General features: G+C 69.2%; 24 protein-coding genes, 1 pseudogene and 1 riboswitch. Of the genes and pseudogenes, 11 read left to right on the top strand and 14 right to left on the bottom strand.

The window, feature by feature from the left end:
* Positions 1 to 292 precede the first annotated feature (292 nt).
* The 7 genes and pseudogenes from ACQPY0_RS57405 to ACQPY0_RS57375 form a co-directional block, all read right to left on the bottom strand.
* Positions 293 to 1135, bottom strand: a complete 843-nt coding sequence (locus ACQPY0_RS57405) for an IS5 family transposase (RefSeq protein WP_432977730.1) — start codon at positions 1133 to 1135, stop codon at positions 293 to 295.
* A 101-nt stretch (positions 1136 to 1236) separates the two neighbouring features.
* On the bottom strand, positions 1237 to 1758 hold the full coding sequence (locus ACQPY0_RS57400; RefSeq protein ID WP_432981883.1) for a hypothetical protein: 522 nt from the start codon (positions 1756 to 1758) through the stop codon (positions 1237 to 1239).
* A gap of 49 nt (positions 1759 to 1807) precedes the next feature.
* The gene (locus tag ACQPY0_RS57395; RefSeq protein WP_432981880.1) at positions 1808 to 2455 is read right to left on the bottom strand and encodes a hypothetical protein; all 648 of its coding nucleotides are present in this window, start codon (positions 2453 to 2455) and stop codon (positions 1808 to 1810) included.
* 191 nt (positions 2456 to 2646) lie between these two features.
* Positions 2647 to 3417, bottom strand: coding sequence for a hypothetical protein (locus ACQPY0_RS57390; protein ID WP_432981877.1), 771 nt, complete (start codon positions 3415 to 3417; stop codon positions 2647 to 2649).
* Between the two features lie 720 nt (positions 3418 to 4137).
* Entirely contained in the window at positions 4138 to 5166 is a 1029-nt protein-coding gene (locus tag ACQPY0_RS57385; RefSeq protein WP_432981874.1) for a hypothetical protein, read from the bottom strand.
* A gap of 122 nt (positions 5167 to 5288) precedes the next feature.
* Positions 5289 to 6413, bottom strand: a complete 1125-nt coding sequence (locus ACQPY0_RS57380; protein WP_432995856.1) for a fibronectin type III domain-containing protein — start codon at positions 6411 to 6413, stop codon at positions 5289 to 5291.
* 147 nt (positions 6414 to 6560) lie between these two features.
* Positions 6561 to 6701, bottom strand: a pseudogene (locus ACQPY0_RS57375) (carbohydrate-binding protein); the annotation flags it as partial.
* 400 nt (positions 6702 to 7101) lie between these two features.
* Here ACQPY0_RS57375 and ACQPY0_RS57370 point away from each other — a divergent pair.
* The 5 genes from ACQPY0_RS57370 to ACQPY0_RS57350 all read left to right on the top strand — a co-directional run bounded on the left by ACQPY0_RS57370 (position 7102) and on the right by ACQPY0_RS57350 (position 12947).
* Positions 7102 to 8592, top strand: coding sequence for a nitronate monooxygenase (locus ACQPY0_RS57370; protein ID WP_432995854.1), 1491 nt, complete (start codon positions 7102 to 7104; stop codon positions 8590 to 8592).
* A gap of 99 nt (positions 8593 to 8691) precedes the next feature.
* A complete protein-coding gene (locus ACQPY0_RS57365) occupies positions 8692 to 11307 on the top strand; it encodes a toxin-antitoxin system YwqK family antitoxin (protein ID WP_432981871.1) in 2616 nt (871 codons plus the stop codon).
* 22 nt (positions 11308 to 11329) lie between these two features.
* Positions 11330 to 11776: a hypothetical protein gene (locus ACQPY0_RS57360; RefSeq protein ID WP_432981868.1), complete on the top strand. Its 447-nt coding sequence runs from the start codon at positions 11330 to 11332 to the stop codon at positions 11774 to 11776.
* Positions 11777 to 11976: 200 nt separating this feature from the next.
* Positions 11977 to 12495 (top strand): RNA polymerase sigma factor, encoded by a 519-nt coding sequence (locus ACQPY0_RS57355; RefSeq protein WP_432981865.1) that lies wholly within the window; start codon positions 11977 to 11979, stop codon positions 12493 to 12495.
* Entirely contained in the window at positions 12492 to 12947 is a 456-nt protein-coding gene (locus ACQPY0_RS57350) for a hypothetical protein (protein WP_432981862.1), read from the top strand. Before ACQPY0_RS57355 ends, ACQPY0_RS57350 begins: the two co-directional genes overlap by 4 nt.
* 80 nt (positions 12948 to 13027) lie before the next feature.
* Here ACQPY0_RS57350 and ACQPY0_RS57345 read toward each other — a convergent pair whose 3' ends face one another.
* From ACQPY0_RS57345 to ACQPY0_RS57315, 7 genes are all read right to left on the bottom strand, one after another.
* Positions 13028 to 14002: a transporter gene (locus ACQPY0_RS57345; protein WP_432981859.1), complete on the bottom strand. Its 975-nt coding sequence runs from the start codon at positions 14000 to 14002 to the stop codon at positions 13028 to 13030.
* Entirely contained in the window at positions 13999 to 14889 is an 891-nt protein-coding gene (locus ACQPY0_RS57340) for an ABC transporter ATP-binding protein (RefSeq protein ID WP_432981856.1), read from the bottom strand. The genes ACQPY0_RS57345 and ACQPY0_RS57340 overlap by 4 nt, the downstream gene beginning before the upstream one ends.
* A gap of 11 nt (positions 14890 to 14900) precedes the next feature.
* Entirely contained in the window at positions 14901 to 15317 is a 417-nt protein-coding gene (locus tag ACQPY0_RS57335) for a GntR family transcriptional regulator (protein ID WP_432981853.1), read from the bottom strand.
* A 167-nt stretch (positions 15318 to 15484) separates the two neighbouring features.
* Positions 15485 to 18379, bottom strand: a complete 2895-nt coding sequence (locus ACQPY0_RS57330) for a GH92 family glycosyl hydrolase (protein ID WP_432981850.1) — start codon at positions 18377 to 18379, stop codon at positions 15485 to 15487.
* A gap of 208 nt (positions 18380 to 18587) precedes the next feature.
* Positions 18588 to 19013: an SHOCT-like domain-containing protein gene (locus tag ACQPY0_RS57325; protein ID WP_432981847.1), complete on the bottom strand. Its 426-nt coding sequence runs from the start codon at positions 19011 to 19013 to the stop codon at positions 18588 to 18590.
* 26 nt (positions 19014 to 19039) lie between these two features.
* The gene (locus tag ACQPY0_RS57320) at positions 19040 to 19297 is read right to left on the bottom strand and encodes a hypothetical protein (protein WP_432981844.1); all 258 of its coding nucleotides are present in this window, start codon (positions 19295 to 19297) and stop codon (positions 19040 to 19042) included.
* On the bottom strand, positions 19297 to 19671 hold the full coding sequence (locus tag ACQPY0_RS57315) for a DUF2089 domain-containing protein (RefSeq protein ID WP_432981841.1): 375 nt from the start codon (positions 19669 to 19671) through the stop codon (positions 19297 to 19299). Before ACQPY0_RS57315 ends, ACQPY0_RS57320 begins: the two co-directional genes overlap by 1 nt.
* Before the next feature lie 282 nt (positions 19672 to 19953).
* A riboswitch (cyclic di-AMP (ydaO/yuaA leader) is annotated at positions 19954 to 20143 on the top strand.
* 7 nt (positions 20144 to 20150) lie between these two features.
* Here ACQPY0_RS57315 and ACQPY0_RS57310 point away from each other — a divergent pair.
* From ACQPY0_RS57310 to ACQPY0_RS57285, 6 genes are all read left to right on the top strand, one after another.
* Positions 20151 to 21137 (top strand): NlpC/P60 family protein, encoded by a 987-nt coding sequence (locus tag ACQPY0_RS57310; protein ID WP_432981838.1) that lies wholly within the window; start codon positions 20151 to 20153, stop codon positions 21135 to 21137.
* A 137-nt stretch (positions 21138 to 21274) separates the two neighbouring features.
* The gene (locus ACQPY0_RS57305) at positions 21275 to 21814 is read left to right on the top strand and encodes a hypothetical protein (RefSeq protein WP_432981835.1); all 540 of its coding nucleotides are present in this window, start codon (positions 21275 to 21277) and stop codon (positions 21812 to 21814) included.
* Between the two features lie 688 nt (positions 21815 to 22502).
* Positions 22503 to 24722, top strand: a complete 2220-nt coding sequence (locus ACQPY0_RS57300) for a hypothetical protein (RefSeq protein ID WP_432981833.1) — start codon at positions 22503 to 22505, stop codon at positions 24720 to 24722.
* 150 nt (positions 24723 to 24872) lie between these two features.
* Positions 24873 to 25505 (top strand): hypothetical protein, encoded by a 633-nt coding sequence (locus tag ACQPY0_RS57295; RefSeq protein ID WP_432981830.1) that lies wholly within the window; start codon positions 24873 to 24875, stop codon positions 25503 to 25505.
* A 57-nt stretch (positions 25506 to 25562) separates the two neighbouring features.
* Positions 25563 to 26108, top strand: coding sequence for an RNA polymerase sigma factor (locus tag ACQPY0_RS57290; protein WP_432981827.1), 546 nt, complete (start codon positions 25563 to 25565; stop codon positions 26106 to 26108).
* On the top strand, positions 26095 to 26637 hold the full coding sequence (locus ACQPY0_RS57285) for a hypothetical protein (RefSeq protein ID WP_432981824.1): 543 nt from the start codon (positions 26095 to 26097) through the stop codon (positions 26635 to 26637). The genes ACQPY0_RS57290 and ACQPY0_RS57285 overlap by 14 nt, the downstream gene beginning before the upstream one ends.
* Positions 26638 to 26653 lie beyond the last annotated feature (16 nt).

The following is a 26653-nucleotide window of genomic DNA, read 5'->3' as shown; positions in this document are numbered from 1 at the left end:
ACAGGACCGCCAGCTCCGCGGTACCCCGGGCCAGCTCGCGCCGTAACCGGGTGAGGCCGGCCTCCCCTCTAGCTCCGTCTGAATCCTCGTTCGGCACCGTATCAAAGTACAACCCGATACCTTTGACGACAAGGTATCGGGCGCAGATGTGCTCGCGCGGGAATGCGGCACGGTGTGACCCCGGGTGCCGGCGCAGATCATCAGAGAAAGGCGCCCGACCCGCGTTGCCGCAGGTCGGACGCCTCTTGAACCGAAGACTCTTGAATTAGAGGTCGCACAAATAGGTGGGCGTTCATGGTCGGCGGGTGGGACGGGTGTCCCAGCGGTAGAGGGTCCATGCCTGGCGGATAAGGCTGCGTACGGTGATGATCGCGTCGGCGAGGTCGAAGTAGGCGTTGATGACATTTTCCTTGCGTTCGTAGCAGCGTTGGAGCCGGTTGAAGGCGTTGTGCCAGGCGTTGGTGCGTTCGACGTGCCAGCGCCGGCTGGCCTGGATGGGGGCTTTGACACCTTTGCGGGCGATCTCGCCGGTGAATCCGCGTTTGGTGAGGACGGTGCGGCTGGCGGCTGAGTCGTAGCCGGCGTCCAGGTGCACGGTGATGTCGTCGGGCAGCGGGCCGAGGTCGTCGAGCTGGTCCAGGGTGGGTTCCAGCAGTGGGCTGTCGTGACGGTTGGCGCCGGCCAGGACCCGGCCGAGGGGGATGCCGCGGGCCTCGACCATCGTCGAGCGTTTGATGCCTTGTTTGCCGCGGTCGACCGGGGATCGGCCGGCGACCTCGCCGCCGCCGGGCGCTTTGGTGATGCAGCCATCGACGGCCAGGTCGTCGAGCAGGAGTCCGACGATGCGGTCGTAGGCGTCCAGGACGATGGTTTTGAGCTGGGTGAACAGGCCGAGGCTGATCCATTCGTCGCGGCGGTTGCGGATCGTGGTGGCTGAGCAGGTGGTGTCGGCGATGCCCTCGTAGGAGCAGCCGAACCGGAGCACTTGCAGGAGCTTGTCGAACACGATCCGGTCAGCGATGCGCCGGCGGTGGCAACCGAGGGGGTGGCTCGGATCGGTGGCGGGTCGTGGGGGCAGCAGCGCGGCGAACTGGTCCCACAAGGGGTCGCTCAGCCATGATGGGACAGCGGGCACAGGCGTTCCAATGATCACTCGGTGTAGGAACCTTCATGATCACTGATGCCTGTGCCCGTCTTCTGCCCGCCCGGTCCTCACCGACCTATTTGCGTGGCCTCTTAGTCTTCGATCAGTCGAACCACCCAGGCCGCGAACGTCTCGCGCCGGGCGAACTGCTCGTCCTCGTACCAGATAACGGTGGCGGCACCGCCGCGGGGCAGCCACAGCAGACGGGCGGGATGCTCGGCGGGCCCCAGCACCACGCCGTGGCCCGGCAGCTCAGCGACGAAACCGGCGTGCAACTCGTCGAGATACTCCGGCAGCTCGTCATCGGTGTCCTCGCCGAGCTCCTCCAGTACGTCGTCGACACAGACCCGACGTAGAACGTCGGCCATCGGCTCGACCAGCACCACACCGTCGGCGTCCGCGACCGGCTGCTCCCCGCGACGGACGGACAGGTCTGTTGGATATCTGTTGTCGCAGGCAGCCCAGATCCGCAGCTCGGCCGGGGCCGGGGAGCCGTCGGGCAAGATCAGCGTAGCGGCTGCGGGATGAGGCTCCAGGCTGCCCAGCGCGCAGTACAGCGACGGCTCGGTTCGTACCCGGTACGCCACTCGGTGGAGATCATCGGCCGCGGCCACGGCCGGCAGTCTAACGCCGCCTCAGCCACGACCGTTGTGCGAGCAGGGGTTACCACCGGTGTGCGGCTCTGGTCGCTGAGGTGCGTGCGGGCAGCGGTGACTCGTCCGATGCGTCGGTCCAGGTATCGAGGGCGTTGGGCTCCAGGGTGGTGTAGGGGGCCGGGGTTGTCGGGTAGCGGACCGGTAGCGGTTCGAGTTCGGTGTCGCCGAACCTCGGGGTGAGGCCCAGGCCGTCGGTGCCCAGAGGACGTTCCTCGTCCATCGGGCCGACCGGGCTCGGCCAGCGGCGCCAGCGCTGCGCGCTGGCCGTCGCCACCAGTAGCAGGACGCCTACCACCATGGTGGTGCCGGTACGTATCGGGGCGGCCAGGTCGACCTGGTGGCCGATCACCCACAGATCATGGGTGGACAGGTTTACCACCTGCGACGGGGCGGCCAGCAACATTGTGTAGCTCAGCGTGTACACGATGCCGATCGCCATCGCTCCCAGCGGGGAGACGCGCAGGGTGGCGAGGATGCCCAGCAGGAGCCCGGCGGCGGCCAGCAGGAGCACCGGTTTCACGAAGTCGCCGGCGTGCGGCGTGCCGTGACCCGTGCCGGGAAACGCGCTGAGAGACCGAGCTTGGCCGAGCGCCAGCAGTACCCAGGCCAGCGGAGCGACGACGATCGCGACGATCAGGGTTCGAATGTGCCGCATGCCCGGCACCTACCGATTCCCGGGCGCCGGCGTCGGCCGGGCACCTTCGACTTGTGCGCGCAACATTGATCCTCTCCAGGATTTGTGTCGGTTCGTTGCTATAAGGAGCGATAGAGCACCGTATGCCGTCACACGGTTGGCCCGACCGGATCGTCCGGTCGGGCCAGCGGTGTGGGCGTTTGCCGACGTGGTCAGCCTGCCGCGAGCTTGCAGGTGGCGAGCCCGTCCAGGCCGATGGGCCTGGCCGCGTGCCGGCCGATGGCGATGGTGATGCGGTCGATGGTGGCGGCCCGCTTGTCGCTCAGTGGTCCGAGGATGGCGTTGTTGACGAAGTTCGGCCCGCCCTGGCCAACGCTGTTCTGCAGGCGGGTGTTCGCCTCCCGGACCTGCGTGTCGAGGAGTGCGAGATTGCGCTGTACCTCGTCCTGGGCCTGCGCCGGGACCGCGGGCAACTTGTCCGCGACCGACGGGCAGACGATCCGGCCGGCGCTGGCGGTACCCCCGTTGCCGCCGTTGCCGACGTTGGTGGGTGCGGTGGTCACCACCGTCGGCTCGGCGGACCCGGTGCCGGTGCCGGCGACCAGCTTGCAGGTGGCGAGCCCGTCCAGGCCGGTGGGCCTGGCCGCGTGCCGGCCGATGGCGATGGTGATGCGGTCGATGGTGGCGGCCCGCTTGTCGCGCAGTGGTCCGAGGATGGCGTTGTTGACGAAGTTCGGCCCGCCCTGGCCGACGCTGTTCTGCAGGCGGGTGTTCGCCTCCCGGACCTGCGTGTTGAGGAGCGCGAGATTGCGCTGTACCTCATCCTGGGCCTGCGCGGGGACCGCCGGCAGCTTGTCGGCCACGGTCGGGCAGACGATCGTCCCGGCCGAGGCGGACGCGCTCTGCGTCTGCGCCGATGCGATGCCCAGGCCCAGGACCGCCATGAGTATCGCGGCCGCCCCGGTACAGACGGCCAGCCACATACCTCGCCGCTTTGCTGTTCTTGACTCGTCCCGCATGCGTGATGACATACGTTGACAACCCAACCCTTCCGCGACACTCGCTCGTGGTGTGCAGGTCGACGTGCCGGCCGTCTTGATCGCTAGTACGGATTGCCGACCGCGAAGGATTAACCGATCGACGACCAACCTGCTTGGGGTGAGCGCGTACGGTGCGCGGCAGCGGGGATATGCGCCCGCGCCGCCGCTTCCCCCGCCCCTGCCGCCCAGTGGGCCGAGCGAACGCTCCCGATCGCCCCTACGAGCCGATGCCGCACGCACCCGCACTGCGATCGTGGCCGCGTCTTCACCGCGCCACGCGCCAGACCGTACGCCCGCGGACCGAAGGGCTCCTCGACCTCGCGGCAGCACGCCCGCCCCGGCGCGCCTCCGAAGGGTAAGAGTGGGAAGAAGAGCACGCCGAGCAGCCACCATCCACATCGGATGGACCTGCGGCAGTCGGCCACGGCCTGGGACTCGTTGCGATGCAGCACAAACAGGCTCAGCACCACGGCCCGGTACAGCCCCAGGACCCGACGTCCGCCGCGAACCGGCTGCCATTGCGAGGCCGCTGTCATCACCCGTAGTGGCATCCGTGCCTTTGGCTACAGTGGACGCTCACACGTTTGACGCCCTCTGGTTGGCTGCTGTCTGCGTTCAGCTCGGCGCGGGACCTGGTTGCGTGCGACCCGCTGATGCTGGTCGCTACCGGTGGCTTGGTGACGGCGACGGGTTCGCGCATCCGTCGGAGATGTCCAGGCTGCGGTCCGCCCGGAGGTACGAGTTCTGGTCCTCCGTGGGTTGAGGGCCCGGTGTCGTCGTGACGGTTGACGGGGTCGGTGCGAGCAGGCCGTTGGCGGCTGCGGCACAGTCGATCCATGCCATGTACGACTTGGTGGTACCGATCCACATGCCCTTGTCGTCGTTGCGGAGGTGGTCGGTCTTTGGGAAGTCCCAGCGGATCTCGTCGTGGATGGCGGCGATCGGCGTGTCGGTTCCCTCGAACGCGTAGATCCACACGAAGTTGGTTGTCACCTGCAGCGTGGGGATGTCGTCGACCACCGCGGAGCTGAACGTGACTCGACCGCTGACTCTGGGCTCCTCGTCGGGATCGAGCTTCACGGCCGGATCGATCCAGGTCGCCACCGAGCTGTGGTCCGCGGAGGTGAACCAGGTGCCGACCTGCTTGCGAGCATTCGGCGCGAGCAGCTTGAGGAACGCCGAGCTGTCGTGGCCGACGATCATCTTGTGCTCCAGTCGCCCCGCGACGAGCACCGCGTGAACCTGCTGCAGCGCCGCGTCCACCTGGGCCGTGGTGAACCCGGTGACGGCAGTTGCCGGGGGCAGGGTGATCCCGGCCGCCCCCTTCGGATATGACTCGGCCGGCGTGCCGACGAACGGGCCGGTCGGCCGGGCACTGGCAGACGAGGTCGCCGAGACGCCGTCCGGCACGCTCTGGGTCGGGTACGGCGCGTTGTCGGCGGAGGCGGACGACCCGGACGGTAGCCAGGTGCGGATCGTGGGCCAGCCGGCGGCGAGAAGCACTGCGGCGACGGCTGCGCTGACGAGGAACGCGACGTTCCGCGCGCCTTCGCCACGCAGGCGTCGCAGCCGTTGCCCACGCCGGGCGCGCCGGTCGACCGCACTGCCCCAATCCTCCAAGCCGGCAAACGGGTCGGGTCGCTCGACCGGCGGGTCTTCATGATCGTCGGATCGGTGGTCATTGCGTTCCATGGCCTGACTCCGGCGCGGTAGGGACGTGACGGATCAGTATGGACCTACGGACCGGATCCCTGCGGCGCCCGCCCAAGCTGAAGGGGGCTGACGCCGTGGCGTCAGCCCCCTTCGGAGGTTCGTCAGCCGGTGAATGTGGCTGTGATCTGGGTGAATTGCCAGTTGTTTTGTGTGATGCCGGAGCAGTTGGAGACGACGCCGCCGCCGGGGCAGGGGCGGTCGCGGTTGACGGACCAGAAGGCGAGGCGGGCGAGGTGGTGGGTTTGGGCGTAGTCGCGGATTTGTTGCCAGTATGCGACTGAGGTGAGTTCTTGTTGGTCGGAGAGGCCGTTCATGCCGGAGATGCCCATGTGGCGGTAGGCGGTGTCGTCGTTCCAGCCGAACGCGGTTTTGAGCATGGTTTTGAGGCCTTCGGAGGCGCTGACGGTGCTGGTGTACATGTTGGCGCCGCCGCCGAAGTCGAAGGGCATGATGGTGAAGACGTCGATGTTCGCGTTGGTGGATGCGGCGCGGTTGATGAGTTGTTGGGCGTAGTAGCCGGGGCCGGTGGTGGCGGTGCCGAAGGTGACGATGACTTTCAGGTTGGGGTTGTTTTGTTTGACGATTTTGAGGGCGTCGACGATGCGGTTGCGGACGGTGTCGTTTTCGAATTCGTCGGTGTTTTCGATGTCGATGTCGATGGCTTTGAGGTTGTAGGCGTTGATGACGGTTTGGTAGGCGTTGGCGAGGGCTTGGGGGGTGGAGCAGTTCGGGCCGAGTTTGTTGCCGCTCCAGCCGCCGAAGGATGGGATCACGTCGCCGCCGCCGGCGCGGATCTGGTTGATGACGGTTTGGTCGACGCCGCCGGTGAGTGGCCGGTTGCCGTCCCAGGCGGGGGTGCAGCCGCCGTTGGCGAGGACGAACGCGAGGGTGAACCATGTGATGCCGGTGGCGGACTGGATGGTCTGTGGGTTGGGTGGGTCGCCCCACTGGTAGAGGTAGGGTGCGGCGGCGAACCCGGCTGGTGGGTTGGTGGTGCCGCCGGTGGTGGTGGCGGTGATGCTGTTCGACGCCGCCGATTCGCCCTGGGCGTTGTACGCCTTGACGGTGTACGTGTGGGTGGAACCCGCGGTCAGGCCGGAGACCGTCGTGCTGGTGGTGGTGACCGTGGCGCGCACCGTGGCGCCCTCGTAGACGCGATACCCGGTCGGGCTACCGGTCGACGCGTTCCACGCCAGCGCCAGACTCGTATTCGTGGTCGCGGTCACCCGCAGATTGCCCGGCGCGGACGGAACTCCCGACGGAGTGGTCGGCGGGGGAGTGGTTGGGCCTCCGGTGCACGTGCCGAGATCCGTCCACAGCGACGGCGTGGTGGACGGGGTCCAGCCGGTGCCCGGATAGGCGGTGTGCGTCTGCAGGGCCTGGTACGTGTGACCCTGGTACGTGACCTGGGTGCCGACTGTGTAAGTGTTGCCTTCTGCCCAGGTCGGGGCGGTACAGGCGGCCTGGATGGCAGTGCTGCCGGCCTGCGCCTGGAGCGTGGGCACGAGAACCATGGTCGTCACGATGGTCAGTGCCGCGCCCGCTGCCAGGGCGAATGTGCGACGTCGAGATCTCATTGAACTCCTCACCATCGATGGATCGATGGTGAGGAAGGTTATCAGTTAACATTATTAAATGTAAGGGTCGGCAACCTTAGGTGCGCTGTAACTCCAGGCGCCGGTCTGTGCCGACTGGCCTGGATCTTGGACGGCGACACGCTCCGGTGATCTTGCCAAGTTCCGGCAAGCCCCTACGGTCCCCCCCCGGAACCCCGGCCGGTGCGGACAGTGACCTTGTACCTCAACCGGCCGGGACTCCCGGCCCTGGTGACAAGGGCCGCTGCGGAGCAGTGTTGTCCACCGGGCGGAACAGCCCGGCAACATGACCGCCGCAGAGGGCCCGGAGGGGGCGTTCATGCACGGACCATCCCACGCGCATCCCGACGACGACGCCACGGCGAACCCGGCGACGAGCCTGCCGGTGGTGATCCAGGGCGGCATGGGCGTGGGGGTGTCCGGATGGCGGCTGGCTCGCGCGGTGGCCCGGGCCGGCCAGCTCGGCGTGGTGTCCGGGGTGGCGCTCGACACGCTGATCGCCCGGCGGTTGCAGCGCGGCGACGAGGACGGACACATCCGGCGTGCACTCGCCCGCTTCCCGGACCCGGACCTCGCCGAGCGGGTGCTGCGGCGCTACTTCGTCGCCGGCGGCATCCCGCCGGGCACCCCGTTCCGGCCGGTGCCGCGGCTCGGGCTGCGGTCCAACCGGCTCCGCGAGGAGCTTACGGTCGCGGCGAACTTCGTCGAGGTGTTCCTGGCCAAGGAGGGCCACAACGGCGTCGTCGGCGTCAACCACCTCGAGAAGATGCAGCTGGCGACGCCAGCGGCGGTGTACGGGGCGATGCTCGCCGGCGTCGACTACGTCCTCATGGGCGCCGGCGTGCCCAGCGAGATTCCGGCGCTGCTCGACGCCCTCGCCCGGCACGAGCCGGTCCGGCTGACGATCACCGTGGACGGTGCGCTGCCCGGCGAGCGCTGCACGGCCGGTCTCGATCCGGTCCGGCTGCTGGGCCCGGCGCTGCCCGGCCCGCTGCCCCGGCCGCGGTTCCTCGCGATCGTGTCCGCCGCCTCGCTGGCCGCGTACCTCGCCCGGGACGAGCGTACGTGCCCGGACGGATTCGTCCTCGAAGGCCCGGACGCGGGCGGCCACAGCGCCCGGCCGCGGGGCCGGATGACGCTCACCGCCGACGGCGAGCCGGTCTACGGCCCGCGCGACCGCATCGACCTGGCCAAGGTCGCCGCCATCGGCCTGCCGTTCTGGCTGGCGGGCGGGCAGGCCGACCCGGCCCGGCTGGCCGCCGCCCGGGCCGCGGGCGCGGCCGGGATCCAGGTCGGGACCGCGTTCGCACTGTGCCGCGAGTCCGGCCTGGACCCGCGGCTGCGCCGGCAGATCCTCGCGGCCGCGACCGACGCGACCCTGGTCGTGCGCAACGACGCCGCCGCGTCGCCGACCGGGTTCCCCTTCAAGCTGGTGCACCTGCCGGGCACCGCCGCCGCCGAGGACGTCTACGCCGACCGGCCACGCCACTGCGACCTCGGCTATCTGCGGACCCCCTACCGCCGGCCCGGCGGGGAGGTCGGCTACCGCTGCCCGGCCGAGCCCGTCGAGGAGTACGTGCGCAAGGGCGGCGCGGCCGGCGACACCACCGGCAGCCGCTGCCTGTGCAACGGCCTGATCGCCACCGTCGGGCTCGGGCAGCACCGCACCGGCGGGTACGTCGAACCGCCGCTGGTCACGCTGGGCCAGGACACATCGTTCCTCGCCCGGCTCCGCCACCGGGCCGGCGCCGACTACACCGCCGCCGACGTCATCGACCACGTGCTCGGACCCGCGGACGGCGCAGCCTGACGCCGGTCGGGGATGGCGACGGCCGGTTGCGGGCGCTGCCTATGCTCGACGGCCGCGATGGTGCCGTCGGGCGCGGGGCGGCGATTGGGAGGTTGTGGCGTGGATCGGCCTGATGGTGTGCCGGTGGAGGCGCAGTTCGTCGAGGGGTGGGAGGTGTACCCGTCGGGTCCGCGGTGGCCGGCGTGGGTGGCCGGGGCGTGGGATGGTGGCGAACGGTCCGGCACCTGGCGGGCGTGGCGGCCGGACGGGTCGTCGCTGGAGGAGAGCGAGTGGCGTGCCGGCAGGCGCTGCGGGGCGTACCGGCGGTTCCACGACGACGGTTCGCCGGCGGTGTCCTGCGAGTACGCCGATGACGTGGTGGTGTTCGCGTTCGGGTATCGGACGGACAACCCGAGCCGTGATCCGTTCTCGTTCGACGGGTGCGCGACGGCGATCCGCAGCATCCGCAACGACTACGACGGCGACGGCGTGTTGGTACGGACCCGCTGCTACGCGGCGGACGGCGGTGAGCTGACCATCGCCGGTGAACCGATGCCGCCCCGACCGGCCGGGGTGCCGGAGATCGCCAACCTCTACCCGAACGGGCTCTGGGCGATGGTGCGGCGGCGCGGCGGCGAGCTGCACGGGGTGGCCCGGCACTGGAACGCCGACGGGACGCCGCACATGATTGTCTACAATCGTGCCGGCCACGAGGTCGGACGCTGGGGGGACAAGCCGCTCGTCGAGGCGGCCCGGGACGGTGACGCCGCCTCGGTCGAGCTGTGCCTGGCCGCCGGTCTGGGCCGTTCGCCGGGTGCGGCGCGATACGCCGCGTACGAGGAGCTGCCGGAGCTGGCGCTGCGGCTCCTGCGGCGGGAGCCGGCCGGCGCCCCGGAACCGGCCGTCGAGGATGAACCGCCCGGTCCGCCGCCGGCCGACGCGTCCGGCGACGCGACATGGGTGGCGGGCCTACGCGCGTACGTCGTCGGCGACGTCGACGAGGGAACCGGTGCCGCGGTCGGGACCTGGCGAATCTGGGAGCAGGCCCAGTATTCGTCACACTACGAACACAGCTACGTCGAGGCCGACTTCGTCGACGGACGACGGGCCGAACGGCGCAGCTACTTCAGCAGTGGCGGACTGGTCAGATTGGAGCGTCGCGGGTCGGACGGCACGAAGCTGAAACGCTCATGGAACCACCGTCACCGCCTCGACCAAGAGCGGGAGTGGGCCGCCGACGGCACTGAGACGTTCCGGCGGTTCCACGACAACGGTGTCGCCTGCATGGAGCGGACCACGCGGGACGAGGCGTTCGTGGTCGCGAACTGGTTCGACGAGTCGGGAACCCGCACCGCCGAGGTCACCCCGACCGGCGCCACCGTCGACGGTAAATCCCTCGATTGGTGGCGGGCCCTGGACGCCACCGGCGCGGTCATCGCCGAGGGGCCGGTGGAGCCCGGCACCGGTGGCGGGCCGGTGGGGCAGTGGCGGCTGTTCGCCCCCGACGGCACCGACCTCGGCTCCGTGTCGTTCGAGGGCCTCGACCGGTTGGCGAACAACGCCGACCTCGGCCGTGTCGCCCATGCCCTGCGCACCTGGCACGCGGCGCCGACACCGCCCGAACTCGCCGGCGCGGATGCGGTGCCGTGGGGCGACCTCGACACGTTCCACGGCAGCGGGAGCCACCTGCCGTTCCTGCTCAAGGGACTGACCGTGGCGGACCCGTACGCCTTCTCCGTGGCCCTGGCCATGCTGTCGAACCTGCTGTGGCACCAGCACACGGTCGCCGAGGCCACGGGCCCGGCGTTGCGGTACATGACCGCATTGGTCGACCGGGTCGCCACCGACGACGACCGGAAGCGGCTGCTGGACCTGCTGGTGGGTATCGCCACCCGGGACGGCTCACCCGCCGCCACGCACCGCCTCAAACTCATCCACGCCAGCCTGCCCGGCGACGCGGCAAACCCGGCCGAGCACTTCGCCGAGCACGGTGCGGAAGGCGCCTACCACGAGGTGCTCACCAGCCTCGCCGACGCGGTGCCGACCTGGGCGAGGCTCGCCGCCCACCGGCGGGCAAGGTTCCGGCGCCGCGCGGTCACGCTGCTCGCCGCCGCACCGGGCGCGGCCGCCGCGGATGCGTTACGGGACCGGCTCGCGATCGAACCGAAGCGCAAGATCCGGGCGGCGATCCTGCTCGGCCTGGCGCTGCACGACACCGACCCGCAGACCCGGCAGGCCCTCCAACCGTACCTCAGCGGCGACGACCCACTGCTGCGGTTCTGCGCCGCGCTGACCTGGGTGCGCCAGCACCACACTCCCGCCGCCGACGGCGTGCGGGTGCTCGTTGACGCGCTGCGCGGCGACCTCGTGCCGACCGGCTACGACAGCCTGTTCCTCGGCGAAGAACCGTTGACCGACGTCACCACCGCCCTCGCCCTGCTCCCGGCCGACCAGGCCGGCGAACAGCTGACCGGACTGTGCGCGGTCCTCGACCAGGTCAACGCCGTTGATGCCGTGTCCGTCGCCAACGCGCTGCTGGACATCGTCTTTCCCACCGCGGCGTACCAGGAGGGCGACCCCCTCACCGACCAGCAGCGCACCGTCATCCGCGCCATCGCCGGGAGTGCGAACGTGTGGACGTTCAACGTCAACCTGTTCGAGGTCCTCGACCGCAACGGGCTACCGAACCACCCCGACCAGTTGCACGCCCTGGCCGGCGCAGGCTCGGCGTCCTGACAAGCGACAATGTGGTGTGCGTGTGCGTAGGCGGTGGTACGAGCCGGACCCGATCGGCGACGACCTGCTGTGCGCGACCGCGGTGTTCGAGGCGGCCGCCCGCCGGCGGGAACACGAGCCGGACCCGCGGACGACTGAGGCGTTGATCGCGCGGGCGGCCGGCATCGGTGCGCCGGTCGTCGCCGTCGAGGCGCTGTGGGACGGCGATACGCAGGGCTGGGTCGTCCGGCTGGTCGCGATCGTGCGCCGGCCGGGCCGACGGCACGACCGCTTCGACGACATCACGCTGATGATCCTGCGGCACGGCGGCGACATCCGCCTGTTCACCGGCCAGGTGCCGCCCTGGCCGGAAGCGCACCAGGCGACCGAGCAGGGCCAGGCCGTCGCCCGGCACTTCGGCGTGCCGTTCCACTTCACCAGCCCGCAGACCCCGGACATCAACCTGCCCCGCTGGTGGGACACGCCCTGACCGCCACCGCGCCGTCCAACCGGCTCCGCCCTGCCTGATCGAAGACGGTCTCGACCGCCGCCCAGCGTAGTCCTCGCCGTAGCCGCCGTGCAGGCCAGGCCAGGCCAGGCCGGCGCAGAGAAGGTCGCCGCAGTCCACAAGCTGGACGAGAAGTGAACCTGCACGGCGCGGGCCGCGACTGAACAGGCGAAGGAGGGCAGATGGCCGATGAGTTGTTAGTGGTTCGCTGCCAGTTGGGCGAACGTGAAGCCTTCGCCGAGTTGATACGGGCCTGGCATCCGGCGATCGAGCGGTACGTCGGGCGGATGCTGACCGGGCCCGACGACGATGTGGTGCAAGAGGTGTGGCTGGCGGTCTTCAAGGGGCTGCCGCGGCTGCGGCAGCCTGACCGGTTCGCGCCCTGGCTCTTCGCCATCGCTCGCCGGGCTGTGATGAACCGACTGCGTGACGTCTACGCACGCCCGGAGCCCGAGTTGCTCGACGACGTGCCGGGAGCCGACGAGACGGAAGCGGTGGTCGATCGGGAGACGATCGGTGACGCGTTGGCGGCGCTTCCGGCCAGGGAACGGGAGGTGCTGCTGCTGTTCTACCTCGAGGATCTGCCGTTGGACGCGTGCGCCCAGATTTGCGCCGTTCCGGTCGGCACCATCAAGTCGCGGCTCAACCGGGCAAGGAAGTTGTTGCGCCGCGAGCTGGCGCGGAAGGGGTACGAAGCATGACGCCCGAGGACCTGCTCAAGCGGCTCGACGCACCGTTGTCGCTGCGTAAGAGGGTCGGATACGTGATACTGGCGCTCGCCGGGCTCGCCGGCAGCGGCCTGATCGCGCTGCTGTGGGCAACCGAGCCCGGGCTGCCGCCACGGACGGTGGTGGCCTTCGCGGTGCTGGTGGCGATCGGACTGTGCTGGGCGGCTTTCGGCGGCTGGGCCGTGACCCGCAGGACGCCGATGTTCGCCCGGGATCGCGTCGTCGCCGGCTGGCTCGGACTGAGCGCCTGGCTGCTGTTCACGGTCGGTGCGTTGGTCATCACCACCCTGCGGCACAAGCTCGAGCCGTCGTTGATCGTCGTGGTACTGGCGTTGGGTGTCCTGGCCATCGTCAATCTGCGCGCCGCCCGCCGTAAGAGGACGGCTCTGCTACGACGCAAGGAAGAGTTGAGCCGGCTTCCGTGAGCCGCCTGGCCGCGTCAGGCCATCCGCCGACACGCGAGATCGCCGGACCCCGGAGGGGCCGGCGATCACCGCGGGAGCGGTCAGGCGATCCGGCGGATCGTGCGGATGGCGATATAGAGCAGGATCACGGCGAGGGCCACGAAGATGCCGGTCTCGATGCTCTGGAACAGCCAGAACCGGTCGGCCGGCTGGTACAGCTGCCAGTTGTAGGCGCCCGGTCGGAGGCCCAGCTCAGCACCGCAGGCCTGGCCGCTCGGCGTTCGGCTACCAGGCGTGCAGTTGATTCGGGTGTCGGCCACCACCATCGTCCCGTCGGCGTTGCGGACGCCGCTGGAGAGGATCCAGTCGCCACGGGACATCTGCTGGTCCGCCCCTTCTACCGGAAGGGTAAGGGTGCGAGCGGGCTGGTAGTGCGGCCGGGCCAGGATCGCCACCGCTGCGCGAACTCCGACGAATCCGACGAGGGTGACGGCCATGGCGGGCAGCATCTTGCGCCACACGGTGCCGGCGAAGATGCCGAGCGCCACGGCGAAGAGGGTGTAGCCGATCGGAACGACGCCCTGCAGGTCGAAGACCATGACGCCCATCCGGCCCTCGTGTGCGGCCTGGGTCAGCGGGCTGGCCCACCACGACATGCCCAGCCCATAGAAGACCGCGAGGGCGAGCACGGCCACGCCGACGAGCCCGAACTTCACCAGCGCCCAGTGTATGCGGCCGACGCCCTGGGTCCAGACGAACCGGTGCGTGCCGTGCTCCACCTCGCGGGCGACCAGCGGGGCGCCCCAGAACAGGCCGACCAGCATCGGCAGGATGAGAAGCAGGACGGCGACCAGATTCAGGCTGCCGTACCGGTTCGTGAACTGTTGGAGCGCCCCGTTGCAGTCCGGGGCCGCGTCGGTGTCGGCCAACCGGCGCACGCAGTCGGGCAGTCCGAGGTCGACGAACGTATGCCGCATCGACAGGCCGATCGGGATCATCAGAGCAGCGAGGGCCGCGAACCCGAGGAGGGTGAACAGCAGTTGCTTGCGGTGTTGCCGCCAGGCCAGCCAGATCATGCCTGTACCCCCCACTCGACGTGACTGACGGCCGTGTCGCCATCGACCAGATAGGCCAGGATGATGTCTTCGAGGCTGACCTCGCGAACCGTCCATGCGGGATCGTCGATCGAGCCGTCGGTACGGACCAGGAGCGTGGACTGCCGGTCGGTGTGGCTCGCCCGCACCACCGCGGCGACGCCGTCGAGCGGAGCTCCGTCGTGGCGGGGCCCGACGAGTTGCCGGTGCGCGGCAACCAGGTCGTCGACCGAGTCGGCGAGCTGCACCCGCGCGGCGTGCAGCACGATCAGGTAGTCGCAGACCCGCTCCAGGTCCGCCAGCAGATGCGACGACAGCAGCACGGTGGTGCCGGAGTCGGCGACGCTGCCCATCAGCGACTGGAGGAACTCCCGCCGGGCCAGCGGGTCCAGGCTGGCGACCGGCTCGTCGAGGAGTAGCAGCCGGGGCCGTTTGGCCAGTGCGAGCGCGAGCGCCACCTGGGCGCGTTGCCCACCGGAGAGCTTACCGACCGGCCGGTCGGGCGGGATGCCCAACTGGGCCAGCCGGGCGCGGGCCAGCGTGGCGTCCCACTGCCGATTCAGCTTGCCGCCCGCGGTGACCAGTTCCGCGGCGGTGAAGTCCCGGTACAGCGGGGTGTCCTGGGCGACGAACCCGATGTCGGCCAGCACCTTCGTGTTGTCGTACGGGGATTCGCCGAAGACCCGCACCGCCCCGGCGTCGGGCCGGAGCAGGCCCACGGCCAGGTGCAGCAGGGTGCTCTTGCCCGCCCCGTTCGGGCCGACCAGGGCGCCGATACGTCCGGCCGGCAGCTGCAGCGAACAGTCCCGCAGCGCCCAGGTGCTCCCGTACCGCTTGCCGAGCTGATCGGCTTCCAGAGCCAAATCCATCGATTGTCCTCTCAGCCCGCTCCCGCGGGTTTCCTGTGTGGTGTGTCGCCGGCGAGGGTGGCCCGCAGGGTGGTCTCCACCAGGGCGATGACGTCCTCGGGCGTGAGCCCGGCCTCCTGCGCCCGGTGCAGCCACGCCACCAGGTCCTCGCGCAGCTCCGCCTGGTTGGGCAGGGATGCGCCCGCCAGGCTGCGCTCGACGAAGGTGCCGACCCCGGGCCGCCCGGCGACCAGGCCCTCGATCTCCAGTTCGCGGTACGCCTTGAGCACCGTGTTCGGATTGATCGCCAACGACTGCGCGACGTCACGTACTTTCGGCAACTGGTCGCCCGGGGTCAGCAGGCCGACCCGGAGCGCCTGTTTCACCTGCTGCACGAGCTGCAGGTAGGTGTTCACCTTCGACCGGCTGTCCAGCACGAACTCGATCACTCGAGACGATCCTCTCTATTGTCCTACGACAGTAGGACTAGTGGGCAAGTTTCATGACGAAATCAGCCGCTGTCAAGACCGCCACGGAGTGTCATGCCCACGTTTTCGCCGGGCCGCGCGTGCCACCGGCCGGGCTGGTGTGCTGCCCGGCCGGTGGACTCGAGGGGTCAGGACACCGCGACGTCGAAGACGTGCATGATGCCCTTGTCGGTGGTTTCGGGCAGGAGCACCGAGTCGACCGTCCTGGTGCTGTCCAGGGCGACCGGGTCGGTGGCGAACACCCGGAACGTGCCGGTCCCGGTCGTACCGTTGGCGTTGTTGCGGCCGTTGAGGGTGACCAGGGCGGTGTTGCCCGCAGGCGCCGCCGACGCCCAGTCGGCGAAGGTGACCTTCACCGGCTGGGTGGTCCCGTCGGTGTAGACCACCGTGGCCGTGCCGGTGGCCGGGCCGTTGGTGGCCAGGCCGAGGAACGAGACGCTGCCGGCGTTCCGGTTGGGCAGGTCGACGCGCTGGCCGTGCGGGATCCAGTTGTCGGGAGTGCCGGGCGCGGCGTCCGGCCAGGTGAACTCGATGCCGGTGGCACCGAACGGCAGTTTGGCGCCCGGCGCGGCACCGGCCGCGGCCAGGCCGCCGCGGGAGAACGACCAGTCGCTCAGGTCCATCGAGCCCAGGTTGCCCTGGCCGTCCGGGGTGGTGCCGACGTTGTTGCGGGCGTCCGCGCCGTCGGTGTACGACGGCGGCACGTCCTTGGCCCCGGTGCCCCACGCGCCGGGCGTGGCCGACATCGTGAGGTCGAGCCGGCCCCCGGAGCGCACGAAGGCGGCGTCCACCCAGCTTGCCGACTGCTGCTTGCCGTTGACGCGCAGGCCGGCGACGTATTTCTTGCCGTTCTGCACGCCGGGTGCGGTGATCCGGATGCGGCGGTGGCTGTCGACGGGATCGATCGTGACGCTGCGGAACATCGGGGCGCTGACCACGAGGTCGCCGGTGCCGTAGATGGCGGGGTACACGCCAAGGTTGGCGAAGACGTACCAGGCGCTCAGCGCGCCTTGGTCGTCGTTGCCGGGCAGGCCCGACGGCGTGGTGTCGTACATCTCGGAGACCGCCCGGTAGAGCACGTCGGTGGTCTTGGCGGGCGCCTGCAGCCAGTTGTACACCCACGGCGTGCCGAAGGCCGGCTGGTTGGACAGGTAGTTGCCGGTCTGGGTGTACGCGCCGGCGTCCAGCTGGGCCATCAGCACGTCGAGCTGGGCGGTGGCCGCCGCGACGCTGCCGCGCTTGGCGATCAGGGTGGACAGGTTCTGCGGGACCAGCCAGCCGTATTGATAGCCGGTGGACTGGTTGAACTGGCCGCGGCCCGCGCCGTCGTCACGGACCCGCAGGTCGAAGGAGCGGTCGAAGCCGGTCCGCTCGCGCGGGCGGATGTGCCGGGTGACCGGGTCGAAGACGTTCATCCAGTTCTGCGCCCGGCCCATGAAGAAGTTGTACTCGTCAGTGGCGCCGAGCCGCTTCGCGAACTGGGCGATCGCGAAGTCGTCGATCGAGTACTCAAGGACCCGGGACGTCGCGAAGTCGCCCTTGCGGTTCTCGATCATGCCGGTCGCGAAGTACTGGTAGCCGTCCGACCGCGTGGTCGTGGTGGCCGGCAGCTTCTGGGTGGTGACCATCGAGGCCAGCGCGGACTTGCGGTCGTAGCCGGTCGCGCCCATGTCGTCGAGGGTGGCCAGGACGACCTGGTAGTTGTCGCCCTGCATGCGGGCGTTGCCCGGCGCCCACGAGCCCCGCTGCGCCACCATGTCGACGATCGACTGGTTCATGTCGTTCGCGACCTTCGGGAAGGTCAGCGCGATGAGCTGCGCCTGGCTGCGGTACATGTCCCAGCCCGAGCCGGCGAAGTTCAGGTTCTCGTAGAAGTGCCGGCCCCGCTCGACCTGGTGCACCTGGTTGTCGTAGCCGAGGTACTGGCCGTTCACGTCGTCGCGTACGTTCGGGTGCAGCAACGCGTGGTAGAGCGCGGTGTAGAACTTGATCCGCTGCTCGTCGGTGCCGCCGCCGATGTCGATGGTGCCGAGCGCCTCCTGCCACAGGCGCTTCGCGCGATCGCGTACGTTTTCGAATCGCGCCCGGCCCACCTCCTCGTCGCGGTTGGCCGCGGCGTTGGCCACGCTCACATAGCTGAAGCCGGTCTTCGCGGTGACCCGCGCGCCGTCGGCGAACGTGATCCACGCGCCGGTGTCGTGCCGGTAGTCCACGCTCACGTTGGTGGTGCTCTTGATCGCGTGGGTGGAGCCGGCGACCATCTCGCCGTCGTTCCACGTTCCGTACGAGGCGAACGGCTGGTCGTACGTGGTCGAGAAGTATGTCTTGTAGTAGTTTCCGACGTCGCACACGTCGACGCCGTACATCCAGCCGCTCACCGTCCGGGTGGCCGGGTCAATCGTGACCTCGCTGCCGAAGGTCCGGTTGTTCGGGCCGGACACGTCCAAGATCAGTGTCGAGTCGCCGGCGTCCGGGAAGTCGTACCGGCTCACCGCGGTGCGCGTGCTCGCGGTGAGCTCCGCGGTCACCCCGTTGTCCAGCGCCACCTTGTAGTAGCCCGGCTCGGAGACCTCGTTCGCGTGGCTGAAGCTCAGGTAGTAGCCCTTCACGTCCGTGGACGGGTTGACCGGCAGCACACCGCCCGGCAGGTCACCGGCGTACGGGATGGTCGGGAACTCGTATCCGCCATAGCGGCCGGTGCAGCCGGTGCCCGAGTACCGGGTCATGCCGAAGCCGCGGATCAGGCTCGCGGTGTACTCATAGCCGCCCTTCTCGCCGACCAGCGCATTGCCGGCCTTGTAGGTGGTCGGGCTCGGCTGCACCATGCCGAACGGCACCGCGGCGCCGGGGAACGTGTTGCCGTACGCGTCGTTGCTCTTGTTCTGGGTCGTGTCCATCTCGGTGCCGATGAACTGGTCGACCGCGTCGAACGGCGACATCGTCCTGCTCGCGGACGCGGGTGCGGCCAGCACGACGGTGGACATCAGCGGTGCCAGGCACCAGGCCAGGACTCTGACGTGCATTCGTGTTCCTTCGCATCGGGAATGCTGAGGAACCCATCCTTCTGTCCCGATATGACGCAGGGGCCACCTGTCGGTGACCCCTGGTCGGTACGTTCGTCTCGGCTAGACTTCAGGCTGGCAGTTCAATCGTGCTCTGCTGTTGCGGGCGCGACCTCGAGAAGGTGTTCGAGCACCTTCTCGGGGGCCCGTCCGAGATTCCGGACGGCATCTACTCGCAAAAGACGCGGACCTGGGTGTCGAGTTGGTCGACCTCGACCGTCATGTCGTCCAGTTGCTCGATGAGCTCCTCGAGCTGCTCGGGCTTGAGCTGGGTCAGGTCGAACGGCACGCCCGACCTCGCGAGTTCCGCGTTGGCCTGTCCGAGCGCCTGCGGCGGAATCAGCGCGGCGAGCCGCACGCCGGCCCGGAGCAGTTGCAGCGGCACCCGGATGTTGACCCGGCTCGGGGTGCCGTCGTCGTTGGCGTCCACCATCACCCGTAGATACTTCGGCTTTCCCTTCGGCCGTACGTCCGAGCCCGCGGCCACCGGCACGGGCTGGACCCGTTCGAGAGCCTCGATGAGCTGGTCCGCCTCGTCCGTGGTGATCTTCCCTTCGGCGAGCATCTGCAGGATCTCTTTGCGCTCTTCGTTCACTGTGCACCTCTCCTCTTTCCGAGCCTCTATCTGATGCTCACGAGCACGGCCGTGCGACCCTGCTCGATGTCGAACCGGGTGCCGGGGAGAGCGGACATGATCCGCCACCCCGTGCCGAGCGCCCGCAGCAAACTGATCCGGTACACCAGGCACGCGACCGCCGCGACGGCTGTCGCCAGAACCACCACCGGTGCCAGGACGAGTAGTACGGGAAGCACCGGCACCCAGATCCGGATAGGGCGACCGGCCGGGCGCTTCACCCGTACGGTCAGCAGTTGCGGCATCATGTGCGACCCTCCAATTCGCGCAATGCCTGCTGGGCGTTGATCTCGCCGCGGCGCAGCCGGTCGATGACGTCGGCCCGCGACGGCGCCGGATCGGTCTCGACGAAGTCGAGCGCCTGGGCGATCCGGTTGAGTCGTGACTTGATCGTCGGGTAGCTCACCCCGAAGATCCGCTCCATCTCCTTGATGGAACCGTGGCACCGGACGAACGCCGTGACGAACACCTGGTCCTCAAGGCTGAGCTGACCCAGTTGCGGGGGCTCGAACTCCCCCTCGATCGCCACGCCGCTGGCCAGGCGCACCCGCTCGACGACGAACGGCTGGCCCCGGGTCAGGTTCGTAAGTTCCTGCCAGTCCATCGCCCGCTCCGTCATATATCAAGTTGTACCTTGAGTATCTTGATCCTTCAAGCTGTTGATCTTAATTTTCTTAAACCCCGACTCAACGGGTTCGCGAGTGGGCCTCCGCGCGGCGGTCGCGGCCGGCGCCAGGACGGACGAAGGTTGGACGATCGATTCTTGAGTCTGCGTTAAGTGTCGCTTAGATCGCGGCGGTGCGGTTCCGTCGCCGAGATGCATTCGTTACGTTTGGTGGCAGCCTGCCGGCAAGCGTCGCCCAGCCTGGGTGGCCCGGTCAGGTGCCGCCGAGTCGTGTGTCGGGCCTGCTCGCAGGCTTCGACGCGGGAGCCGGGGACCCATCCGGGTGAGCGCTGGACCGGCTCGCCCCTGGGGTGAATCCGTGTACGGGCGCTGGGCAACCTGCACAGCGCGTGACGGCCACGGTAGGGCGCACCTTCTTCTCGCCCGAACCCGTCAGCTAACCCGGTAGGCGGTCCGCGAAGAAGGACGCTGCCGTGTTCAACGGACGAACGGCGCTGCGCTCGTTGCTTGTCGGGCTGACGGCCGCGGCCGTGATCGGTCCGGCGTGCGCCGCGCACGCCGACCCGACGCCCGCCGAGCTTCAGGCCCAGATCGACAAGGGCAACAAGGAAGTCGAGCTCATCGTCGAGCAGTACAACAAGACCAACGGTGACCTGGCCGCGACGCAGGCCGCGATCACGAAGCTGGAGGCCGGCCTGCAGCCGCTGCAGGCCAGCATGGACGCGGGCCAGGCCAGCGCCGAGCAGATCGCGGTCAGCGCGTACAAGACCGGCAACAATCTGCGTACCTGGTCGCTGATGCTGGGGGCCAGTTCCTCGGACGGGTTCGTCGACCGGGTCGGCACGCTGGAGCAGATCTCCCGCAGCCAGCGGCAGGACATCGCCACGTACACCGCGGCGAAGGGCACGTACGACGCCGAGAAGCGGCGCCTCAACGAGGTACTGGCGGCGCAGACCCGGCAGAAGACGGACCTGGAGACGCGTCGCAAGCAGATCGAGGGCGACATCGCCCGGCTCGACGAGATGCAGCGCAAGGCCAACGCGGCGGCGGCCGCGGCCAAGACCACGACCACGACCACGAAGACCACCACGAACCCCGGGTCGCCGCCGGCCGTCTCCGGCGCGGCGGGCAAGGCGGTCAGCTACGCGTGGGCCCAGCTCGGCAAGCCTTACGTCTGGGGCGCGGCGGGGCCGAACTCGTTCGACTGCTCCGGCCTGACCATGATGGCCTGGAAGGCGGCCGGCGTCACATTGCCGCACAACGCCGCCGAGCAGTACAACACGGTTCGCCACATCACCCGCAGTCAGCTGGCCCCGGGCGATCTGGTGTTCTACAACGGCCTCGGGCACGTCGGCATCTACATCGGCAACAACCAGATCATTCACGCGCCCAACAGCCGCACGGTCGTGAAGGTCGCACCGATCGACATCGACACGCTGTACGGCTACGGCCGTCCGTAACCGTCCGGACAGACGCCGCCCGACCGGCGGCGTCTGTCCGTGTCCGCATCAACGCCGGGCGCGGCCGCGGTGAAGATCTCATGGAGATCGGTCGCTCGCCCGTTCAGATCGCCGGCCGGCCGGATTACGCTCCGGCCGTGGGCACCCTTACCCGCGTTCGCGTCTGGCTGGTCCTGTTCGTGTTCGGACTCGTCGTCAGCGGCGTCACCGCGTTTCCACTCGAGGCCGAGAGCGCTCTGCTCGTGCGGCTGCTGCACGCCGGCTGGTCGCCGGCGCCCGAGCATCTTCCCGTGCTCGTGGAGTGGATCGATCGGGTACATCACGGTATCGCCGCGACCAACCGGGACTATCCGTTCATGGCGTACGGCACGGACTGGCTGGCCTTCGCCCACCTGGTCATCGCCGTCGCGTTCTGGGGTCCGATCCGGGATCCGCTGCGCAACATCTGGGTCGTTCACTTCGGGATGATCGCCTGCGTGGCCATCGTTCCCCTCGCCCTGATAGCCGGCAGTGTCCGCGGGATCCCTTGGTGGTGGCAGCTCATCGACATGTCGTTCGGGGTCTTCGGCATCATCCCGCTGCTGTTCGCCGAACGCGCGATCCGCCGGCTCGCCACGCAGGCGTCCCGAACCGCCGTCGCGCCGGCGCCCGCCGCCTCCGCGCCGATCGCCGGTTAGATTCGCCGCCGCGCGCACGGTTCGGTCCGGCGGCGCGGCGAACTGGGCGATTTGTTCGGGAAACACCGTGAAAAGCGGGAGATGGTGGTCGTTCGCGGCCGATGAACCGGGTGAATCTCCGCAGGCATGCGCGCATTGTGTATTGCGCGATCGGCAGCGCACCTGGGGGCGGCGGGTGCGCATTGTCCGTTTTGGTGGGTCTCCACGAAACTTCTACAAGACGTCACCCCGCGTATCCCGTCGTTTTCGCGGAGGCGCGTTCGACCGGCTGAGCTGTTCACTCTTCGGTTCTCGCCGGCGTGCCGTATTGGGGCTGGTGGTGATCGCGCAATCGCGGTCCGTCATGGGAATGGTCGCTACGGGCGATTTGCCGTAAGCGCGTGATCGGTGCGATGAAGGAACTGACTTACGGCCCGATTGAAGGGGCTGCGCGGGGCGTCGCGATCTGTTAGCGTCCAGCAGGCCTTCTGAGAAAAGCATTCATGTCCGCGCCGGAGCTCAACTGCTCCGGGGCTTTGCGTGAACGTGAAGGCCCAAACATCAGCGGCAGAACAGCGACTTGCCGCGCAATACCAAGCGACGACGGGGCGTTGCCAGGGATTTCGGTGCTTTCGGCACACCTCGTTGTCTATGTCCGGCCACGGCGGGCAGCCGTGGTCCAAGCACCTACCCCCGAGGTGAGCAGAGCATGCACAAACCACGCCGCGTCAGGGCAGCTGTCCTTGCCGCCGGCCTCCTGTCCGGAAGTGTGGTGGCCACGGCCTTCACGAGCCCGGCGCAGGCCGCCGAAAGCGACGCACACGACGCCGGCAATGCGGCCGCGGTGGCCGCGGTCACGAAGGACCACAAGTATCGCAACGGGGTCGTCACGACGCTCTCCGCGACCGCCAAGGCGGAGGTCAAGGCGAGCGCGGCCGGCGACGCCGTCTACTTCGACGATATGACGTACTTCGGCGGCACCCCCTACCCCGGCTCCTCCAACGTGGGCGTCGTAACCGACCAGCCCAAGGTGTACGTCGTCTTCTGGGGCTCGCAGTGGGGCAGCGAAGCGGTTGACGGAAACGGCAACCACACGTATTCCGGCGACACCGCGGGCATGGCCCCGCGCCTGCAGGAGTTCTACCGGGGCATCGGCACTCAAAACGAGAACTGGTCGCAGAGCATCCAGCAGTACTGCCAGGGCGTGTCCGCCGGCGACAAGTCGTGCCCGGCCAACGCGGCGCACATCCCGTATCCGACGGGCGGCGTCCTCAGCGGCGTCTGGTACGACAACTCCGCCCCGGTCAGCGACTCGGCGGACGGGCGCGCGATCGCCCAGGAGGCGATCAACGCCGCCCAGCACTTCGGCAACACGGCCACAGCGTCGAACAAGAATACGCAGTACATCATCGTCTCCCCGTCCGGCTCCCGGCCCGACGGCTGGAGCCCCGCGGGCGACAGCTTCTGCGCCTGGCACAGCTACAACGGTGACGCCGGCCTCCCGGGTGGCCCGGTGAGCTCGTCGTACGGCAACGTCGCCTTCACCTTCCTGCCCTACCTTCCGGACGCCGGCGTCAACTGCGGCGCAAACTGGGTCAACAGCGGCAGCGCGGGCAACCTGGACGGCGTGTCCATCATCGCGGGTGCGCAGTTCCAGAACACGGTGACCAGCCCGTTCCCGTACTGGCCGTCCCCCTCGGCGCAAGTGCCGGCCTCCGGCGGCTGGTTCACCCCGTTCTACGACGAGAACCTCAACCTCGTCGGCGCCACCCAGGGCTTCTGCGCCTGGATCGCCCCCGGCAAGCCGGGCGGTGCCGCCAACGTGAAGTTCGGCGCGAACACGTTCCCGGTGCAGGGCACCTGGTCCAACGCCGCGCAGTCGTGCGTCACGGGCTCGGCGCCGATGACGTCGAAGCCGCAGGTGCTGTACAACCCGAACAACCGCAACATCGAGATCTACGGCATCAACGGTGGCAATCTCGCCGAGAAGTACTGGAACGCGGGCAACGGCCAGTGGTCCGGCTGGAACGACTTCGGCGCGTTCGACACCGACCCGTACGGCAACGACGCGGAGACGACGATCAAGCTGACCGGTGACCCCGCGGTCTTCTACAACCCGGGCAACCACAACGTGGAGATCTACGCCAACGCCGGCGGGCACCTGGTGGAGAAGTACTGGAACGCCAGCAACGGGTGGTCGGACTGGGCCGACTTCGGTGCGGGCATCCAGGGCAGCCCGAAGGTCTTCTACAACCAGAACAACGGCAACGTGGAGATCTACGCCCGCGGCACCAGCGGCAACCTGGTCGAGAAGTACTGGAACTCCCGCAACGGCCAGTGGTCGCCCTGGGTCGACTTCGGCGGCAGCCTGTCGGCCGACCCGACGGTGCTCTACAACCCGAACAACCGCAACGTCGAGATCTACATCAACACCAATGGGCACCTTGCCGAGCGCTACTGGAACTCCAGCAACGGCCAGTGGTCGGGCTGGAACGACTTCGGCGGCACGCTCACCGGCGAGCCGACGGTGCTGTACAACCCGAACAACCGCAACATCGAGATCTACGGCAACTCGGCCGGCAAGCTGACCGAGAAGTACTGGAACGCGGGCAACGGCCAGTGGTCGGACTGGCTCGACTTCGGCGGCACCCTCTCGGGCGTCCCGACGGTCATCTACAACCCGAACAACCGCAACATCGAGATCTACGTCGCCACGGGCACGTCGACCGCCGAGAAGTACTGGAACTCCAGCAACGGCCAGTGGTCGGGCTGGAACGACCTGGGCTCCGGCCCGGCGGGCGACCCGACGGTGCTGTACAACCCGAACAACCGCAACATCGAGATCTACTCCCTGGCCGACGGCCAGTACCGGGAGAAGTACTGGAACGCCGGTAACGGCCAGTGGTCGGGCTGGAACCTCCTCGTCTGATCCTGTTCCTGAGCAACACCCGGATGCCGGGCCCGTTTCCCACACGGGCCCGGCATCCGCCGTTTATTCGGTCACTGACAAGTGCGCGTTCGGCAGCGATCGGTTTCGGCGCTGGTTCGGACGGGAGTGGACACCCTGAGGAGGGGCTTCGTGTCGGACAGTTTCCTGGTAGCGGCGCGGCTGCCGATGGGGCGGGACGCGTTCGAGCGCTGGCTCGACGCGCCGGTCCCGGGCCGCGAGGCCATCGCGAACATCGATGAGATGTTCGCCGGGTGGTTCTGGGACGGCAAGGCCGCCGGGAAAGGGTGGAGCAAGGCCGGTCGCGGGCTCACCGTGCGGGAGTGGCTCGCCGAGCGGGTCGAGGGCTCGTGCGGCAAGCGGCCGACCCTGACCATCGTGCGCCACGAGGACGAGGCGCTGCAGGTGTACCTGTTCGACGTCGGCTACAGCGAATGGGACACGCAGCCGGCGCTGCTCGCGCTCGCGGCCGCCGCGCCGAGCGCGCCCGGCGAGGTGCTGTTCTGGGCGGAGACCGGCGGGCAGCTGCTCGACCCCGCCGCCAAGGGCTGGCTCGCGGTGCTCGAGGTCGGGCCGGACGGGGCGCGGTTCGTGCGCGACCGGGACCTGACCGCCGCGGTCGCGGGGCTGCGCGGGATCGAGGACGTGTTCTTCGCGGCCGCCGAGCGGGTCGGCGAGGCCGAGGAGGAGTGGGACCCGCAGGAGGAGCCGGAGTTCCGCACCCAGGCGCCGAAGGAGTTCGTCGACCCGGCCGTGCTGCGGTAACGCTCGGGGCGGCGGGAGCCAAGTACTTGGTGGAAGGACAAGTACTTGGGAGGTGAAGTGACACCTGAGTTCACTGGAAGTCCGGAGGCGTTCGAGGCGTTCTACCGGCGGCACGTCGGCGAGGTGAGCCGGTTCGTGGCCCGGCGGGTCGACGACCCGTACACCGCGGCCGACCTCACCGCCGACGTGTTCCTCGCCGTCATCGACTCGGCGCACACGTACCGGCCCGAGCGCGGCAGCGAGATCGCCTGGATCTTCGGCGTCGCACACCATGTGGTCGCGGCCGAGCGGCGGCGGGCGCGGCGGGAGAGCGCGGCCGGGCGGCGCATCGCCGGGCGGCGGCTGCTGGAGCCGGCCGACATCGCGCGCATCGAAGAGCGCATCGACGCCGAAAGCGCGGCGCGGCGCGTGTACCAGGCGCTGGACGGGGTCCCCGAGGGCACCCGCCGGCTCATCGAGCTCGTCGCCGTCGACGGGCTGTCCACGGCCGAGGCCGCCGCCGCGCTGGGCATCTCCCCGATCGCGGCCCGCGTGCGCCTGCACCGCGCGCGCAAGAAGGTCTCCTTCATCTTCGCCGCGGGAGGCGCACATGGTTACGCGTGAGCAGGGGTTCGAGGAGCGGCTGCTGGAGGAGCTCCAGCTGGTCGTGGCCGAGCGGCGGCCGGCCCGCAAGAGGCGCCGCCACGCAGCGGTCACGATCGGGGCCGCGGCCGCGGTCGCGGTCGCCGCGGGGGCCGTGACGCTGGTGCAGCTCAATCGGCCCGCGTACGCCGTCGAGCGCGACGTCGACGGCTCGGTCCGGGTGTCGATCTTCGACTACCGGGACCCGGACGGGCTGCGGCAGCGCCTCGCCGCGTTCGGCGTGCGGGCGGACGTGAACTTCCTGCCGTACGACCGGACCTGCCGCGAACCGAGGGCCGACTACGTGCCGCCGGACGAGATGCCGCTCGCGCTCGTGGACTGGCCGGCGCCGGGGAGCAACGAGAGCTTCTTCCGGCTGCACCCGCAGTACATCGGCGCGGGCCAGACGCTCGTCTACACCGTGCGGGTCGATCGGCGGGCGCACGACCAGCGCGCCGTGATCCGGCTCGCGAACGGGCCGGTCGCGGCCTGCGAGCGGATCGCCGTCTAGACATCGTCACGTGATG

This window comes from Dactylosporangium sp. CA-233914, assembly GCF_050942935.1.
Lineage (GTDB): Bacteria > Actinomycetota > Actinomycetes > Mycobacteriales > Micromonosporaceae > Dactylosporangium.
The sequence above is the reverse complement of the archived record's forward strand: the minus strand, read 5'-3'. Positions and strand labels throughout refer to the sequence as shown.

Coding starts and splice junctions, on each gene's coding strand:
- ACQPY0_RS57395 (WP_432981880.1), bottom strand. CDS start 2,455: ATGCGGCACATTCGAACCCTGATCGTCGCGATCGTCGTCGCTCCGCTG.
- ACQPY0_RS57390 (WP_432981877.1), bottom strand. CDS start 3,417: ATGTGGCTGGCCGTCTGTACCGGGGCGGCCGCGATACTCATGGCGGTC.
- ACQPY0_RS57385 (WP_432981874.1), bottom strand. CDS start 5,166: ATGGAACGCAATGACCACCGATCCGACGATCATGAAGACCCGCCGGTC.
- ACQPY0_RS57370 (WP_432995854.1), top strand. CDS start 7,102: ATGCACGGACCATCCCACGCGCATCCCGACGACGACGCCACGGCGAAC.
- ACQPY0_RS57355 (WP_432981865.1), top strand. CDS start 11,977: ATGGCCGATGAGTTGTTAGTGGTTCGCTGCCAGTTGGGCGAACGTGAA.
- ACQPY0_RS57350 (WP_432981862.1), top strand. CDS start 12,492: ATGACGCCCGAGGACCTGCTCAAGCGGCTCGACGCACCGTTGTCGCTG.
- ACQPY0_RS57345 (WP_432981859.1), bottom strand. CDS start 14,002: ATGATCTGGCTGGCCTGGCGGCAACACCGCAAGCAACTGCTGTTCACC.
- ACQPY0_RS57340 (WP_432981856.1), bottom strand. CDS start 14,889: ATGGATTTGGCTCTGGAAGCCGATCAGCTCGGCAAGCGGTACGGGAGC.
- ACQPY0_RS57330 (WP_432981850.1), bottom strand. CDS start 18,379: ATGCACGTCAGAGTCCTGGCCTGGTGCCTGGCACCGCTGATGTCCACC.
- ACQPY0_RS57320 (WP_432981844.1), bottom strand. CDS start 19,297: ATGCCGCAACTGCTGACCGTACGGGTGAAGCGCCCGGCCGGTCGCCCT.
- ACQPY0_RS57315 (WP_432981841.1), bottom strand. CDS start 19,671: ATGACGGAGCGGGCGATGGACTGGCAGGAACTTACGAACCTGACCCGG.
- ACQPY0_RS57300 (WP_432981833.1), top strand. CDS start 22,503: ATGCACAAACCACGCCGCGTCAGGGCAGCTGTCCTTGCCGCCGGCCTC.
- ACQPY0_RS57285 (WP_432981824.1), top strand. CDS start 26,095: ATGGTTACGCGTGAGCAGGGGTTCGAGGAGCGGCTGCTGGAGGAGCTC.